Origin of the sequence: Halosimplex halophilum (genome assembly GCF_004698125.1) — an archaeon.
Classification (GTDB): domain Archaea; phylum Halobacteriota; class Halobacteria; order Halobacteriales; family Haloarculaceae; genus Halosimplex; species Halosimplex halophilum.
Genome location: NZ_ML214297.1, coordinates 129,277 through 143,593 on the forward strand (window position 1 = coordinate 129,277; position 14,317 = coordinate 143,593).

Genomic DNA, 14,317 nt, shown 5'->3' on the forward strand with positions numbered 1-14,317 from the left:
ACGATGTGTGCGACGATCACCGACTCGGCGCGCGACCGGGACCGGCGCGAGGAGACGCGGCTGCGCGACCGGCTGCTGGCCAACCCCGAACCGGCGCTGCGGTGGGGGGCGGTCGCCCTCGTGCTGGTCGCAGTCGAGCTCGGCGCGCTCGCCGGCGGCCTCCTGTTGCTGCTCGACGCGACGGTCATCGGGGTCACGGCGCTGATCGAGGTGATACTCGGCGCCTTCTCCCCGAGGGCCGGCGAGGCGGTCTACGCCGCCCAGCAGGCCGCCAGCGGCTTCCTCGACGGGCTCCGGTCCGCAGCCGGGAACGTCCCGACGCTGCTGTCCCGGGAGACGATCCCCAACGAGGGGTACAAGACGGGGCCGAACGGGCCCTGGGAGGGCACGTTCCTCGGGCTGCAGCCGGCGGTCGCCTGGGCGATCCGGCTCGTGCTCGTCTACCTGTACGCCGCGGTCGTGTTCTACTGGGTCTACCGCGGCTGGCTGGTCTTCCGCGACCACTACCGCCAGGTCGACTGGACGCCCCGCGACGACGTGGTCGACCGCCTGCGCGACCACCGCTGGGGCCAGTTCGGCATCGTCGTCGTCCTCGTGTTCGTGACGATGGCGCTGTTCGCCCCGGCGCTGGGGCCGACGACCGTCGAGCAGAACATCCAGTCGCCGTACAGCCACGAGATCCAGTATTACGACGCCGAGAGCGGGAGCGTCGAGACGGTGTACGTCGGCGACGCCAACTTCAACTCGAAGTCGAAGGGCCAGGGCGACCAGAACGTCGGGCCGATGACCTACGACGACTACGGCCGGTTCCACCCGTTCGGGACCCTGACCAACGGCCGCGACCTGTTCACGTTCTCGGTGGCCGGCGCCCGGATCTCGATGATGATCGGGGGGCTGTCCATCGTGCTGGCGTCGCTGCTGGCGGTCATCGCGTCGATGACCTCGGCGTACTACAAGGGGCTCGTCGACCTGGTGACGATCCTCGTCGCGGACGGGATCACCTCCATACCGGGGCTGCTGTTGCTGTTGATGGTCGGGATGGCCTTCCAGGGCCACTGGCTGACGGGGGTGCTCCACGGCGGGTTCCTCTACGCGGTGACCTTCGGGATCATCCTCTTCCCGAGCCTGTGGCGGTCGGTGCGCGGCCCCGCCTTGCAGGTCTCCGAGGAGGAGTGGATCGACGCCGCCAAGAGCTTCGGTCAGCGCCCGCGGACGACCATGCGTAAGCACATGCTCCCGTACGTGGTGCCGTACCTGCTCGTCTACGGGTCGATGACCGTCGGCGGGGTCATCATCTCGATGGCGGCGCTGTCGTTCATCGGGAGCGGGCTCGGCATCAACCCGCCGACCCCCGCCTGGGGACGCGCCATCGACATGGGGCGCAACTACGTCTCCACCCAGTCGTGGCACATCGCGCTGATCCCGGGGATACTGATCGTCGTGCTCGTGACCGGGCTCAACGCCTTCGGTGACGGCATCCGCGACGCCATCGACCCCGAGAGCGAGGGCGGCGGTGAGGAGGAGGCGGCCGCGGGAGGTGCCGCCGGATGAGCGCCCCCTACTCGGGCGACGCCGGGGCGTCGGCCCGCGACCGGGACGGCGAGGAGCCGGTCCTCTCGGTGCGGGACCTCCGGACCGTCTTCAGGACCGACCGCGAGACCATCCACGCCGTCGACGGGATCGACCTGGACCTCTACGAGGGCGAGACGGTCGGGCTCGTCGGCGAGTCCGGCTCGGGCAAGTCCGTCACCGCCCGGTCGATCATGGGGCTGGTCGAGGAGCCCGGGGAGGTCCTCCCCGGTTCGTCGATCAGGTTCAGGGGCGAGGAGATCACCGGCTACGACACCGCCCAGTACCAGGAGCTGCGGGGCAGCGGCATCGGGATGATCTTCCAGGACCCGCTGTCGTCGCTCAACCCCGTGTTCACCGTCGGCAACCAGATCAAGGAGGCGCTGAAGGTCAACCGCGGGATCACCGGCGAGGCCGCCCGCGAGGAAGCCATCGAGCTGCTCGAGGCGGTCCAGATCCCGGACGCGGCCCGCCGGCTGGGGGAGTACCCCCACGAGTTCTCCGGCGGGATGCGCCAGCGGGCGGTCATCGCGATGATGCTCGCCTGCGAACCCGAGGTGCTGATCTGCGACGAGCCGACGACCGCGCTGGACGTGACCATCCAGGCGCAGATCCTGGAGCTCCTGCGGGACCTCCAGGAGGAACGCGGCCTGTCGATCCTGTTCATCACCCACGACATGGGCGTCATCGCCGACGTCACCGACCGCGTGAACGTGATGTACGCCGGCGAGATCGTCGAGAAGGCGCCGACCGAGGAGCTGTTCGCGAACCCGCGCCACCCCTACACGGAGGGACTGCTTGAGGCGATCCCCGGCCAGCACGCCGACGAGGACCGCCTGCGGACCATCGAGGGCGAGGTGCCGACCCCCAACGAGGCGGCGACCCACTGCCGGTTCGCGCCGCGGTGCCCGAAGGCCTTCGAGGAGTGCGAGGCGGTCCACCCGGAGCTCGTCGAGGTCGACGAGAGCACGACCGACCACACCGCGGCCTGCCTGCTCTACCCCGAACACATGACGACGCCGGAGGCCGTCGCCCACCACGAGCGACTGGGCGAGGCCGACGACGAGGCCGCCGACGCGGACGAAGGGACGGGCCCGGCGGAGCCCGGCGACGACGTCGCGGCCGACGGAGGTGACCGACGATGAGCGAGATGACCCAGCAACGCGGTCGAACCGAACCGAGGGGAACCGGCGAGACGCTCGTCGAGGTCGAGGGGCTCAAGAAGTACTACGGCGGCGACGGCGTCTTCGCGGACCCGCCGGTCAAGGCCGTCGACGGCGTGAGCTTCCGGATCCAGCGCGGCGAGACGCTCGGGCTCGTCGGCGAGTCCGGCTGCGGGAAGACGACGCTCGGGCGGACGCTCGTGCAGCTGGAGACGGCCACCGAGGGCACCGTCGAGTTCGACGGGACCGACGTGACCGAGCTGACCGGCGAGCGGCTCAAGCAGTGGCGGCGCAACGCCCAGATCGTCTTCCAGGACCCCGAGTCCAGCCTCAACGACCGGATGACCATCGGCGAGATCGTCCGCGAGCCGCTGGACGTCCACGAGGTGGGCACGCCCGCCGAGCGCCGCGAGAAGGTCAAGGACCTGCTGGCCCAGGTCGGGCTCCAGCCCGAGCACTACTACCGGTACCCCCACCAGTTCTCCGGCGGCCAGCGCCAGCGGATCGGGATCGCCCGCGCGCTGGCGCTGGAACCGGAGTTCGTCGTCCTCGACGAGCCCGTCTCGGCGCTGGACACCTCCGTCCAGGCGAAGATCCTCAACCTGCTGGAGGACCTGCAGGACGAGTTCGACCTGACCTACCTGTTCATCGCTCACGACCTCTCCGTCGTGCGACACATCTGCGACCGCGTCGCGGTGATGTACCTCGGGAAGATCATGGAGATCGGGGCGACCGAGGAGCTGTACACCGACCCGGCCAACCCCTACACCCACTCGCTGCTGTCGGCGATCCCCGAGCCCGACCCGACCGTCCAGAAGGACCGGATCACGCTCCCGGGGACGCCGCCGAGCCCGCGGGACCCGCCGACGGGGTGTCAGCTGACGACCCGCTGTCCGGCGAAGATCTACCCCGAGGAGTACGACCACGTCGACCCCGAGACGTGGCACGACATCGAGCGGTTCCGCGAGGTGATCCGCGAGCGCACCCGCATCGACCTGACGGTCCGCGACCGGATCCGCCGGTCGCTCGGCGCCTTCCACCGGTTCGACGACATCGACGAGACGGTCGCCGACATGTTCGGCGACGGCGTCCCCGACGAGGTCCGCGAGCACGTCGAGCGGGCCGCCGAGCACGTCAAGGAGGGGTACCCCGACCGGGCGCGCGAGTACATGAGCACGCAGTTCGACGGCGTCTGCGACACCGAGCGGCCGGAGCTGTACCCGGTGGGCGAGACCGACCGGCTGAGCTACTGCCACCGCCACTCCGGGGAGTACGAGAGCGTCGAGTCGGTGCTCGGTCGCGGGTCCGATGGCGAGTAAGCGACTCCTGCTCGCGGAGTTCGCCGTCTGGGTGCTCGCCGTCGGCGGACTCGTCGCCGGGGGCGCCGTCCTCGTCGGCTACCTCGTCGGCGGGACGCTCGTCGCCGCCAAGTACGCCGTCTTCCTCGTCGGCGTCGCCCTGTTCGGGATCGGCAGCCTCGGCATCCAGCCGACCCCCTCCTACAAGGACGAGAAGCGGGTGACCCTGGAGTCGAAGCGCCAGACCGGCTTCGAGGCCCGGCTGCAGGAGATCCCCCCGCTGCGGGGCGAACGGGTCCCGTTCGACCAGCGGGTCAGCCGCGACAAGAAGGTCTTCGCCGCCAGCCTGGTCGTCCTCGGCGTCTCGCTCGTCATGGAGTTCGGCTTCGGGATCCGCCCCTGACCGACCGAACCGGGCTCGGCGGTCGGACGCGGAACGGCATCCCGTCCCGCCCGGGACCGACCGCCCGGTGCACCACCCTTTACTGTGTGAACGGCGTTGACCGAAGTATGCCCCACCACGCCGAGAGTCCGGACGACGTCGACCGGAAGGAGGTCGTCGCCGACCACAGCGAGGAACTCAAGACCAACTGGCAGCGGGCGCTCGAGGACATGCAGGCGATGGCCGACGACCGCGAGGACCAGGGCTACGAGACGCTGGCCGTCCCGGCGGGGGACACGACGACGCTCTCGCCGTCGATGGGCGACGACGACACCTGGGGGCTCTCCCACGTCGTCCCGGACAACTTCGCCGAGGAGGTCGAGACGTACGTCGAGCGGTCCGACTTCGAGGAGACGGGCGTCTACCAGCTGGAGAGCGGCGGGTTCGTCTTCGTCGTGACCGAGTGCATCGACCACGACGAGGAACTCGTCCTCTTCGTCGCCGGCTCCTACGACATGCGCTTCTCGGCCGGCCTCGTCCGCACCGCCGTCGAGCGCGACGAGATGTACACCCACCTCAGGACCCTCGACGGCACGGACCTGGGCACCGTCCGCCACGACGACCCCGCCGACTTCTTCCCCGAACCCGAGCAGTTCTACGCCTACGACATCACCGAGAGCGACGAGCGCTGACCTCCTGGGCCGTGTCAACACGGCTCGTGAAACTGAGTTCAGTAGCCTCGCCTACAGAAATGTATTTCAGATTACCATTAAGGGGGCGGCCGGCGTAGCATCGAGTGTGATGAGACGAACCGGTCCCCCGGTCGCTTCGGCCGGCCTGCCGACGCAGTACAGCCTGGCGCGCACCCTGCTGGTCTCGCTGGCGATGTCGCTCGCGGTCGCGGTCGCCGCGCTCGTGGTCATGTACCCGGGCGTCGCGGCGCTGGCGGCCGCGCTCGCGGCGGTCTCGTGGGTGCTGACGGCGGTGATCGTCCGCGTGCGGCTGCGGCGCCGCCCGGTCACCCGCGTCCTGATGGTCCGGGTCCCGTTCACCGACATCCACGTCGAGGTCTGACCCGCCGGCGCGCCCTCCGAACAGCCCGTTTTCCCCTTCCCGCTCGCTTCGACGGCTCGCGAGCCACGCGACCGGACCGTAACCGCTATTCCGCCGGAGGGGCGACGGACGAACGCGCGAGGGTGGCTGAGCTAGGCCAAAGGCGGCGGGCTTAAGACCCGCTCCCGAAGGGGTCCGTGGGTTCGAATCCCACCCCTCGCACTCTGTCGCTCGCAACTCGCGAGCGACTGCTCCCGCGACGCGACACAACGGTCTTTTGCCGGCGAGCGCCCAATTCCGGGTGATGACCGACGAGACGCCGGCCGGAGCGCGCGAGGCCTTCGAGGGCCACGACGCGTTCGCGGCCGCCGACGGGGGCTACCGCGTGACGACGACCGTCTTCGACGCCGAGGTGACGGCGAGCGAGCGCGACGACTACGCGACCGACTTCCGGGTGCGCGTCGACGTGCCGACGCTCCGGGCCGCTACCGAGGACGGCGAGGTCGGCGAGGCCGTCCAGTCGGGGTGGCTCGACACGCTCGAACGCCGACTGGAAGACGCGCCGATGGCCACGCGGGCCTCGGTCGACCTCGACGGCTTCGACGTGACGACCGCCGACGGGACCGTCACCGTCACCTACGAGTTCGGCTACGGCGACGCCGCCCGCGGGGTCGAGATCGCGAAGACGCTCGTCGAGTACGTCGAGGGGACCTACGTCGAGGGCGTCGTCCCCGGCTACGAGTACGGCGAGCCGGTGACCGACCTGCTGAGCGCCGCGGCGACCGACGACGACGGCGAGCGCGGCGGGACGCCGCTGTAGCTCGCGGCTCGGATCTCCGGCGCACGCGGTTCACTGGTCGCCGATCACGTCGCTGGCGATGTTGCGCCCGCGGGCCTTCAGGCGCACGTCGCGGCGGACGCGCTTCTCCCGGAGGATGCCCTCCTCGACGAGGCGGTCGAAGACGGCCTCGACCGCCTCGACCTCCATGCCGACGAACTCCGGGATCTCGAACGGCGAGACGCCCGAATAGAGGGCCATCAGGACCTCCATCTCGGTCTGGTCGAGGTCGGCGTCGGTCGCGTTCTGGAGTTCGCCCTGTCTGACGAGCGATTCGAGGATGGAGACGTGGCGGGTCGTCCCCGAGACGTAGGTCTGGACGCTCGTGCCCTCCTCGTCGGTGTGTTCGATCTCGAGGATGCGGCGCTCGTCCCCGCGGACGGCGCCGTCCCGGGCCTCGACGGTGCCCACGTCGACGAGTTCGATCTCGACGAACTGGCCGCTGGCGATAGCCAGGCCGACGTGGTCGGACTCGACGTTGATCCGGGCCTTGCCCCACTCGGTGTCCCGGACGACGCCCCCCTCGACGGCGGGGTGTTTCACGAGTGCCACCTCGCCGTCGAGCAGGGCGGTGTACAGCGACTCCTCGAACTCGTCGGCGTCGGCCGGGGCGACGAGGAACACGTCGTTGCCGGTCTGGACCGAGAAGTAGCCTGAGACGGCGGCCATCGCGTTGTTGCTGTTCTTGCGGTTCTTGACGGTGCTGACCTTCGCGAGGGCGATCTGGCGCTTGCCCTCGTTGCTCGCGAGCACGAGCCGCTTGTTCGAGAGGAGGATCCGGCCGCCGAGCCACTCCAGGTCGTTGACCTTCCGGCCGCTCTTGACGACCTGGACGAACCGGCCCTGGGTGTCGGCCAGCGGCCGCTCCTCGTCGCTCACGGTCGGTCACCTCTCTCCCCGCTCATCCGCGACCACCCAGCTTCGAGATGGCCGAGAAGGCGCGCTTGCGGATCTGCTCGTCTTCGGTCTCGTCGAGCAGCGAGTCCAGCCGCTGGCGGGAGCGCTCGCCGCCGACCTTGCCGAGCGTGAACACGGCCTGGGCGCGGGCCTGCGAGGGGGCGCCCGTGTCGTCGACGAGTTCGAGCAGCCGGTCCTCGACGCGGTCCCCGCCCAGTTCGGCGAGGCTGGTCGCGGCGAACTGGGTGGTCATCCGGTCGTCGGCCCGCAGCGCGCCGACGAGCGCCTCGACCACCCGCTCGCGCTCCTCGGACTCGGTGACGCGGCCGAGCAGCCAGGCGGTGTTGCGCTGCTGGGCGGCCTGCTGGCTCTCCTCGAGTATCTCGACCAGCGGGACGACGACGTTGCGGTCGTCGGTCTCGCTCAGCCGCTCGACGACCGTCTCGCGGATCTCGTGGCTCTGTCCGGTGGGGACGTTCGCGAGCAGTTCGACCAGCGAGTAGACGGCGGTCCGGCGGACGGCCGGGGAGTCGTCGGTCAGCGAGGCGACGAGGTACTCGACGGGCTGGGCGTTGGGGAAGTTGCCGAACGCCCCCACTGCGACCCGCCGGACCCGCTCGTCGTCGTCCTCGTAGAGGGGCAACAGTGCGGACAGCGCCTGGCGGTTCCCGATGCTGCCGAGCGCCTCGGCGGCCTCCCGGCGGACGGTCGCGTTCGGGTCCGAGAGCAGCGACTCCAGGCCGTCGGTCGCCCGGGAGTCGGCGATCTGACCGCATGCGCGGGCGGCGCGGGCGCGGACCCGCGGGTCGGGGTCGTCGAACCGGTCGACGAGCTTCGGGACGGCGTCGGCCTGTTCGAGGGCGCCCAGGCCGTTGGCGGCGGCCATCCGCAGTTCGGGCATGTCGGCGTCGAGCGCCTTCGCGAACGCCTGGGCCTTCTGCCAGTCCGCGCCCTCGCCCAGGTCGATGCCGGCGATCTCGCCGATGAGCCGTTCGATGGCGTCGCCGCCGAGTTCGTCCAGCGAGTCGACCGCGGCGGCGGTCACCTCGGCGCTGTCGTCGGCGCTGGCGACGCCGGCGAGGGCGTCGACCACGTCCGCGCGGTCGTCGTGGTCGGGGAAGTTCCCGAGCAGTTCGGCGGCGCGGGCGCGCAGCTCCGGGTTGTCGCTGCGGCGCATGACGCCGATGAGCTCCTGCACGTCGCCGTCGCGTTCGAGCTGGTAGAGTGACATCAGACGCGTCTGTAGATGCGGTGTTTCTTCTCGACCGGGTCGTAGCGGTCGCGGAACTCGGCGGGCAGCGTCTCGGTCATGCCGATCATCAGGTAGCCCGCCTCGGCGAGCGACCCGGTGATCGTCTCGAAGATGGGGACCTTGTAGTCGGCGTCGATGTAGATGAGCAGGTTCCGACAGCAGACGAGGTCGAACCCGCTCTTCTCGCGGCCGCGGATGAGGTCGTGCCGTTCGAACTCGACGAGGTCCGTCACCCGGTCGGTGACGGTGAACACGTCGCCCTCGCGGTCGACGTACGGTTCGTAGGCGTCGAGCGGTTCGAGCTCGGCCTCGATGTCCGTCGTCTGGGAGGTCTCGTAGCGGCCCGCCCGCGCGGTCCGGAGGATCTCGCGGTTGATGTCGGTGCCGAGGACCTCGACGCGTCGGGCGTCGATCTCGTCGTCGTCCAGCGCGAGCATGGCGATCGAGTACGGTTCCCGGCCGTCCGCGCAGGGGGCGCTCCAGATAGAGACGGTTCGCTGCTCGGCCGTGAGCTCGCGCAGGACGCCCCGCAGCGACTCCCAGGCCTCGGGGTTGCGGAAGAAGCCGGTGACGTTGATCGACAGCGAGTCCAGCAGCTCGGCCCGCTCGCCGTCGTCGTCCTCCAGCAGCCGCTGGTAGGCGCGGTAGCCGTCGGCGCCGGTGCGGCGCATCCGCGCGTTGATCCGCCGGTCGAGGTAGGCGTCGTTGTAGAAGCCGGACTCGAAGTCGAGCTCGCGCTCGATGTAGCTCAGCAGCTCGTCGAACGCCTGGTCGCGTTCCTGTCTCATGGTCGCCTCCCGTCGGTCGCCGTCGGGTGTCGGGCTCGCGTCGTCGACCCCGAATCCCCCGTGTGTTCGGTCACGTCGGTTCCTGCGTGTCCCAGTAGCATCAAAGCGTCACCACGTCGAGGATGTGGACGATGTTGCCGTCGCCCAGCACCGCGGTCCCGCTGAGGCCGGGCGTCCCGCTGAGGATCCCCTCCAGCGGCTTGACGACGACCTCCTCCTGGCTGTTGACGGCGTCGCAGCGCAGCGCGACCTGGCGCTCGGACTCGCGGATGCGGACGAGCATCCCCTCGTCGCCGCCCGCGCCGCCCGTGCCGACGGTCCCGGCCATCGCCTCGCTGCCGGTGCCCGCGGCCCCCGCCGAGGGCGACGCGGGCTCGTCGGTCTCCACGGCCGACTCGCCGCCGGGTGCCGCCGATTCGGCCGTCGGCTCGCCGCCGTCGGTGGCGGCCGTCTCGGTCCCGTCGGCCCCGGCGGTCGCGTGCGTGCCGGGCACGTCGAAGCGCTCGGCGAGGTCGATGACCGGGTAGATGTCGCCGTTGTGCTTGATGACGTCGTTGCCGTTGATCTGTTTGACCTCGGTCGTGCGGGTGATCTCGTCGACGTTCTTCAGCGGGACGCCGTACTCCTCGTCGCCGACCTCGACGAACAGCACCTTGACGATGGCCATCGTCACCGGGAGCCGCAGGGAGACGGTCGTCCCCTCGCCGGGGGTGGAGTCGACGCTGACCGAGCCGTCGAGCTGGGTGACCGTGTCGTGGACCACGTCCATGCCGACGCCGCGGCCGCTGGTGTCGGTCACCTCGTCGGCCGTCGAGAAGCCGGGGTGGAAGATCAGGTCGTACACCGCCGAGTCGCTCATCGCCTCGATCTCGTCGGAGGAGCGCACGCCCTTCTCGATGGCCTTGCGCTTGATGCCCTCCACGTCGAGGCCGGCGCCGTCGTCCTCGACCTCGATGATGACGTGGTCGCGTTCCCGGGAGGCGCGCAGTTCGACCCGCCCGGTCGGGTCCTTCCCGGCCGCCTCCCGTTCCGCGGGCGGTTCGATCCCGTGGTCCAGCGAGTTGCGGATGATGTGCATCAGCGGGTCGGATATCTCGGTGAGGATCGTCCGGTCGAGCTCGATGTCCTCGCCCTCGATGGTGAACTCCACGTCCTTGTCGAGCTCGCGGGAGAGGTCCCGGACCATCCGCGGGAACTTGCCGACGACCTTCTTCAGCGGGATGAGCCGCATGTCCATCACCGTGTTCTGGAGGTTCGCCGTGATCTTGTCGAGCTCGTTGAGGTTCTCCGAGGCGCCCGCCAGGTCGTCGGTCTCGACGGCCCGCCGCAGCTTGATCCGGCTGGTGACCAGCTGCTCGACCAGCCCGTGCAGGTCGTCGAGCTGGTCCACGTCGACCCGGACGGACTTGATCTCGTCGACGGAGGCCCCCTCGTCGTCAGAACCTGCCTGGGGCGCGTCGCCGGCTGGTCCGGCCGCGCCGGTTCCGGCACTACCCGCGTCGGTGGTATCGCCCTCGGCCGCGCCGGCGGCGTCGCCGCCGGCACTGCCGGCCAGCGCGTCGGTCACGTCGACCACGTCGGCCTCCGTGACGGCGCCGATGGCGTCCAGTTCGGCCGCGGCGGCGTCCGCGTCGGGCGCGTCGAGCGCGAGCGCGAAGGTGTCCTCGAACTCGCCGTCCTCGACGGCCTCGCGGTCGGGGTCGGCGTCGAGCAGGTCGAACGCGTCGGTGATCCGGTCGAGGGCGAGCATCGCGTCGACGCCGAGCATGTCGCCCTCGCCGACCGACACGTCCGCGCGGACGACCCGTCCCTCGGCGTCGCCGGGCGACACGTCGAATCCTTCGACGGCGGCGGAGTCGGTGTCCGTCGCGTCGGTTGCTCCCGCGGGGCCCTCGACGGCGTCACCGTCGGCGGCGGTCGGATCGGGCGTCCCGCCGGACTCGGCGTCGAAGTCGCTCTCCTCGAGGACGGCCCGGAGCTGGTTGACCATCTCGGTCGTGTCGGTCGTCGACTCGCCCTCGGCCTCGATCTCGCGGACGATGGCCTCGATCATGTCCACGCCGGCGAAGATGAGGTCCATCCGCTCGGGGGTGACCGCCATCTCGTCCTGGCGCATCGCGTCGAGCAGGTCCTCGATGGCGTGGGCCAGGTCGCTGGCGTCCTCGAAGCCCATGGCGCCGAAGTTGCCCTTCAGCGTGTGGGCCGTCCGGAAGATCCGGTCCATGGCGGCCTGGTCGTCCGGGTCGCTCTCCAGGTCGAGCAACGAGTTGTTCAGGTCGGTGATCGCTTCCTCACTCTCGCGGATAAACGCGTCTAGATACTGGTCGTCCATTTAGGTCACCTCGAATGCGTCGAGTACCGCCGCCGCAACGTCGTTGACCGGCGCCACGCCGTCGACACAGCCGGTCTCGATGGCCCGCTTGGGCATCCCGAAGACCGCGGACGTGGCCTCGTCCTGAGCGACGGTGTAGCCGCCGGCCTCGTGGATGGCGCGGATACCGGCCGCGCCGTCCTCGCCCATCCCGGTCAGGATGACGCCGGCGAGGGGGTCCGTGACCCGCTCGGCCGCCGTCTCCATGGTCACGTCCACCGCGGGCCTGACGTTGTTGACCGGCGGGTCCTGCGTGAGCCCGATCCGCAGGCGGCCCCGCCGGTAGCCGGTCACCTCCATGTGGTAGTCGCCCGCGGCGATGAGCGCCTCGCCGCCGCCGATCCGGGCGCCGTCCTCGGCCTCCCGCACGTCGTACTCGCTGCGGGCGTCCAGGCGCTCGGCGAACCGGCCGGTGAACCCGCTCGGCATGTGCTGGACCACCAGCACGCGCAGGTCCGCCGCCAGTGGCAGGTCCGAGAGGACCTGCTCGACGACGGTCGGTCCGCCGGTCGAGGAGCCGACGACGACGGTCGGGTTGTCGACGTACGCCGTCGCCGCGGTGTCGGGGTCGCTCGTCCCCGTTCCGGCCGTTCCGTCGGCGCCGGCGCCGCCGGTATCAACCCCCGACCCGGCGGTCCGGGCCGAGGCCACGTCCGAGGTGTCGGTCGGGTCGACGGCCGCGACGGACCCGACGACCTCGACGAGCTGGTCCTGCAGGCGGGACATCTCCATCGACACCTCGCCGCCGGGCTTGCGGAAGAAGTCGACGGCGCCCTTCTCCAGGGCCTCGAAGGTCACGTCCGCGTCCTCGTCGGTGTGCGCGGAGAGCATCAGGATCGGGGTCGGCCGGGTCGCCATGATGCGTTCCGTCGCCTCGATGCCGTCCATCTCGGGCATCTCCACGTCCATCGTCACCACGTCGGGGCCGGTCTCGGCGACCGCCTCGACGGCCTCCCGGCCGTGTTTCGCCTGGGCCACCACGTCGATGCCGCCCTCCTCCAGGATGTCGGAGATGACGCTCCGCATGAAATGCGAGTCGTCGGCGACCACCGCGCGCGGCGAACCTACCATATCGAGCCCCCGGTGACGGCTCGGGCGCGGCCCGAACGGCGTCGCCGGAACCCAGCCGGAGCCGGCACCATACCTACTCACGTGTGGCGCCAGCGCCGGGATAAAGACTCCGCCCGCCGTATCAGCGATGATAACCCGGGAGACACCCTTAAGTCGCCGTCGCGGGCTCTTTCGGGCAACGGGTACACATGGCATCAGGCACTCAGGACGCGGCCCCGGCGGCGACGGACGGACAGGTGCTGGAGTTCTCGCTGGGCGCGGAGACCTACTGCGTGAGCATCGACTACGTCACCGAGATCGTCGACGCCGGCGAGGTGACGACGGTCCCGAACTCCCCGCCCCACGTCCGCGGCGTGATGGACCTGCGCGGGCGCACGACCTCGATCGTCGACCCGAAGGTCGTCTTCGGTATCGACGGCGACGGCGCCGAGCGGCGGATCATCGTCTTCGACCCGGCGATCGTCGACGACGGGGGCGCCGCCGGCTGGCTGGTCGACGAGGTGTATCAGGTCGTCCGGGTCGACGGGTCGGACGTGGACGACTCCCCCTCGCGGGACACCGACGCCATCCGCGGCGTGGTCAAGCGCGACGACGAGTTCGTCATCTGGGTCGACCCGAAGGCCGTCCACTCGGGCTGACGGACCGCGCCCGCGCCGTCGGACGCGCGCTCCGGTAAGCAGACCGTACCGCCCTCGGCCGATCCCTCCCGCCGCCCCGTCCGATCTCCGGTATCGCCCGGCTCGCCAACTGATCGCATGAACAAGACTTTTTACCACAGACACCGGATGCTCCACCAGCCGAGCGCCGCGAGGATCCACGGAAGACATGATCGAACTAACGAAAACCGGAATCGACGGGTTGGACGAGATCCTGAACGGTGGTATTGTCAAGAATTCGACGACCCTGGTGAGCGGGAACCCCGGGGCGGGCAAGAGCATCCTCTGTCTGCAGTTCATTTACAACGGCGTCGAGAAGTTCGACGAGAAGGGCATCTACCTGACCTTCGAGGAGGACGAGGAGGACCTGCGGGAGGCCGCCGAGTCGATCGGCTTCGACAGGTGGGGCGAGCACGTCGAGAACGGCGACATCAAGGTCTACGACAAGAAGGTGTTGCTGCGCGAGAACGACTTCTCGTCGTCGCTGGAACTCCTGCTGGACGACTTCGAGGACAACGACTACGACCGGGTCGTGCTCGACTCGCTGGCGATGTTCGAGCTCTTCTTCGAGACCGAACAGGAGAAACGCACCTACCTCCTGAAGTTCACGGACATCCTGAGCCAGAACGACCTGACGACGCTGATGACCAACGAACAGGGCGCGGTCTTCCCGGAGACGGAGATCGGGCTGGAGAACTACCTCACCGACGGGAACATCTACCTGATCCAGACGCCGACGGAGTCGGGCGTCAACCGCTACGTCTGGGTGGCGAAGATGCGCAAACAGGACATCGAGACCGACATCTTCCCGATGGAGATCTCCCAGGGCGGGATCCGCGTCCACCAGAACGCCAGCGCGTTCTCGATGATGAGCGAGGACGACAACCCGCTCTGACCGGCCCCGTTCTCACGAACGTAACCGGTTATTACGTTCGAAAACGCGTCCGGTGAACTGTCTCGGGCCCGTTTCGTGTGGATC

The 14,317-nt window shown here is 69.8% G+C and carries 13 protein-coding genes, 1 tRNA gene and 2 pseudogenes; 10 read left to right on the forward strand and 6 right to left on the reverse strand.

The window, feature by feature from the left end:
• Positions 1 to 3: 3 nt before the first annotated feature.
• The 8 genes from E3328_RS00715 to E3328_RS00750 all read left to right on the forward strand — a co-directional run bounded on the left by E3328_RS00715 (position 4) and on the right by E3328_RS00750 (position 6,285).
• On the forward strand, positions 4 to 1,551 hold the full coding sequence (locus E3328_RS00715; protein WP_135362717.1) for an ABC transporter permease: 1,548 nt from the start codon (positions 4 to 6) through the stop codon (positions 1,549 to 1,551).
• The gene (locus E3328_RS00720) at positions 1,548 to 2,714 is read left to right on the forward strand and encodes an ABC transporter ATP-binding protein (protein ID WP_135362718.1); all 1,167 of its coding nucleotides are present in this window, start codon (positions 1,548 to 1,550) and stop codon (positions 2,712 to 2,714) included. Before E3328_RS00715 ends, E3328_RS00720 begins: the two co-directional genes overlap by 4 nt.
• Positions 2,711 to 4,051, forward strand: coding sequence for an oligopeptide/dipeptide ABC transporter ATP-binding protein (locus E3328_RS00725; protein WP_135362719.1), 1,341 nt, complete (start codon positions 2,711 to 2,713; stop codon positions 4,049 to 4,051). The genes E3328_RS00720 and E3328_RS00725 overlap by 4 nt, the downstream gene beginning before the upstream one ends.
• Positions 4,041 to 4,433: a DUF7555 family protein gene (locus E3328_RS00730; RefSeq protein ID WP_135362720.1), complete on the forward strand. Its 393-nt coding sequence runs from the start codon at positions 4,041 to 4,043 to the stop codon at positions 4,431 to 4,433. The genes E3328_RS00725 and E3328_RS00730 overlap by 11 nt, the downstream gene beginning before the upstream one ends.
• A gap of 107 nt (positions 4,434 to 4,540) precedes the next feature.
• Positions 4,541 to 5,104, forward strand: a complete 564-nt coding sequence (locus E3328_RS00735) for a DUF7529 family protein (protein WP_135362721.1) — start codon at positions 4,541 to 4,543, stop codon at positions 5,102 to 5,104.
• A gap of 109 nt (positions 5,105 to 5,213) precedes the next feature.
• Positions 5,214 to 5,486 (forward strand): hypothetical protein, encoded by a 273-nt coding sequence (locus E3328_RS00740; RefSeq protein WP_135362722.1) that lies wholly within the window; start codon positions 5,214 to 5,216, stop codon positions 5,484 to 5,486.
• A gap of 116 nt (positions 5,487 to 5,602) precedes the next feature.
• Positions 5,603 to 5,687 (forward strand) — tRNA-Leu (locus E3328_RS00745).
• Between the two features lie 82 nt (positions 5,688 to 5,769).
• Complete coding sequence (locus E3328_RS00750) at positions 5,770 to 6,285, forward strand: DUF5813 family protein (protein ID WP_135362723.1); 516 nt, start codon at positions 5,770 to 5,772, stop codon at positions 6,283 to 6,285.
• A 30-nt stretch (positions 6,286 to 6,315) separates the two neighbouring features.
• On the opposite strand, the gene E3328_RS00755 is transcribed toward E3328_RS00750, so the two are convergent.
• The 6 genes and pseudogenes from E3328_RS00755 to cheB all read right to left on the reverse strand — a co-directional run bounded on the left by E3328_RS00755 (position 6,316) and on the right by cheB (position 12,682).
• The gene (locus E3328_RS00755; protein ID WP_135362724.1) at positions 6,316 to 7,182 is read right to left on the reverse strand and encodes a CheF family chemotaxis protein; all 867 of its coding nucleotides are present in this window, start codon (positions 7,180 to 7,182) and stop codon (positions 6,316 to 6,318) included.
• Positions 7,183 to 7,204: 22 nt separating this feature from the next.
• Entirely contained in the window at positions 7,205 to 8,431 is a 1,227-nt protein-coding gene (locus E3328_RS00760) for a HEAT repeat domain-containing protein (protein ID WP_135362725.1), read from the reverse strand.
• Positions 8,431 to 9,240 carry a CheR family methyltransferase gene (locus E3328_RS00765; RefSeq protein ID WP_135362726.1) on the reverse strand — a complete coding sequence of 270 codons (810 nt, stop codon included), beginning with the start codon at positions 9,238 to 9,240 and terminating at the stop codon, positions 8,431 to 8,433. The genes E3328_RS00760 and E3328_RS00765 overlap by 1 nt, the downstream gene beginning before the upstream one ends.
• Positions 9,241 to 9,340: 100 nt before the next feature.
• A pseudogene (locus E3328_RS22875) lies at positions 9,341 to 10,753 on the reverse strand (ATP-binding protein); the annotation flags it as partial.
• A gap of 72 nt (positions 10,754 to 10,825) precedes the next feature.
• Positions 10,826 to 11,572: pseudogene (locus E3328_RS22880) on the reverse strand (Hpt domain-containing protein); the annotation flags it as partial.
• Complete coding sequence (cheB, locus tag E3328_RS00775; RefSeq protein ID WP_135362728.1) at positions 11,573 to 12,682, reverse strand: chemotaxis-specific protein-glutamate methyltransferase CheB; 1,110 nt, start codon at positions 12,680 to 12,682, stop codon at positions 11,573 to 11,575.
• Between the two features lie 188 nt (positions 12,683 to 12,870).
• Here cheB and E3328_RS00780 point away from each other — a divergent pair, with 188 nt between their 5' ends.
• Together E3328_RS00780 and E3328_RS00785 are read left to right on the forward strand one after the other, a co-directional pair.
• Positions 12,871 to 13,320 carry a chemotaxis protein CheW gene (locus E3328_RS00780; protein WP_135362729.1) on the forward strand — a complete coding sequence of 150 codons (450 nt, stop codon included), beginning with the start codon at positions 12,871 to 12,873 and terminating at the stop codon, positions 13,318 to 13,320.
• A 187-nt stretch (positions 13,321 to 13,507) separates the two neighbouring features.
• Positions 13,508 to 14,233 carry an RAD55 family ATPase gene (locus E3328_RS00785; protein ID WP_135362730.1) on the forward strand — a complete coding sequence of 242 codons (726 nt, stop codon included), beginning with the start codon at positions 13,508 to 13,510 and terminating at the stop codon, positions 14,231 to 14,233.
• The last annotated feature ends 84 nt before the right edge of the window (positions 14,234 to 14,317 follow it).

Excerpts from the sequence above, each read along its gene's own strand:
- E3328_RS00715 (WP_135362717.1), top strand. The coding sequence starts at position 4 with ATGTGTGCGACGATCACCGACTCGGCGCGCGACCGGGACCGGCGCGAG.
- E3328_RS00720 (WP_135362718.1), top strand. The coding sequence starts at position 1,548 with ATGAGCGCCCCCTACTCGGGCGACGCCGGGGCGTCGGCCCGCGACCGG.
- E3328_RS00730 (WP_135362720.1), top strand. The coding sequence starts at position 4,041 with ATGGCGAGTAAGCGACTCCTGCTCGCGGAGTTCGCCGTCTGGGTGCTC.
- E3328_RS00735 (WP_135362721.1), top strand. The coding sequence starts at position 4,541 with ATGCCCCACCACGCCGAGAGTCCGGACGACGTCGACCGGAAGGAGGTC.
- E3328_RS00740 (WP_135362722.1), top strand. The coding sequence starts at position 5,214 with ATGAGACGAACCGGTCCCCCGGTCGCTTCGGCCGGCCTGCCGACGCAG.
- E3328_RS00765 (WP_135362726.1), bottom strand. The coding sequence starts at position 9,240 with ATGAGACAGGAACGCGACCAGGCGTTCGACGAGCTGCTGAGCTACATC.
- E3328_RS00725 (WP_135362719.1), top strand. The coding sequence starts at position 2,711 with ATGAGCGAGATGACCCAGCAACGCGGTCGAACCGAACCGAGGGGAACC.
- E3328_RS00750 (WP_135362723.1), top strand. The coding sequence starts at position 5,770 with ATGACCGACGAGACGCCGGCCGGAGCGCGCGAGGCCTTCGAGGGCCAC.
- E3328_RS00780 (WP_135362729.1), top strand. The coding sequence starts at position 12,871 with ATGGCATCAGGCACTCAGGACGCGGCCCCGGCGGCGACGGACGGACAG.
- E3328_RS00785 (WP_135362730.1), top strand. The coding sequence starts at position 13,508 with ATGATCGAACTAACGAAAACCGGAATCGACGGGTTGGACGAGATCCTG.
- E3328_RS00760 (WP_135362725.1), bottom strand. The coding sequence starts at position 8,431 with ATGTCACTCTACCAGCTCGAACGCGACGGCGACGTGCAGGAGCTCATC.
- cheB (WP_135362728.1), bottom strand. The coding sequence starts at position 12,682 with ATGGTAGGTTCGCCGCGCGCGGTGGTCGCCGACGACTCGCATTTCATG.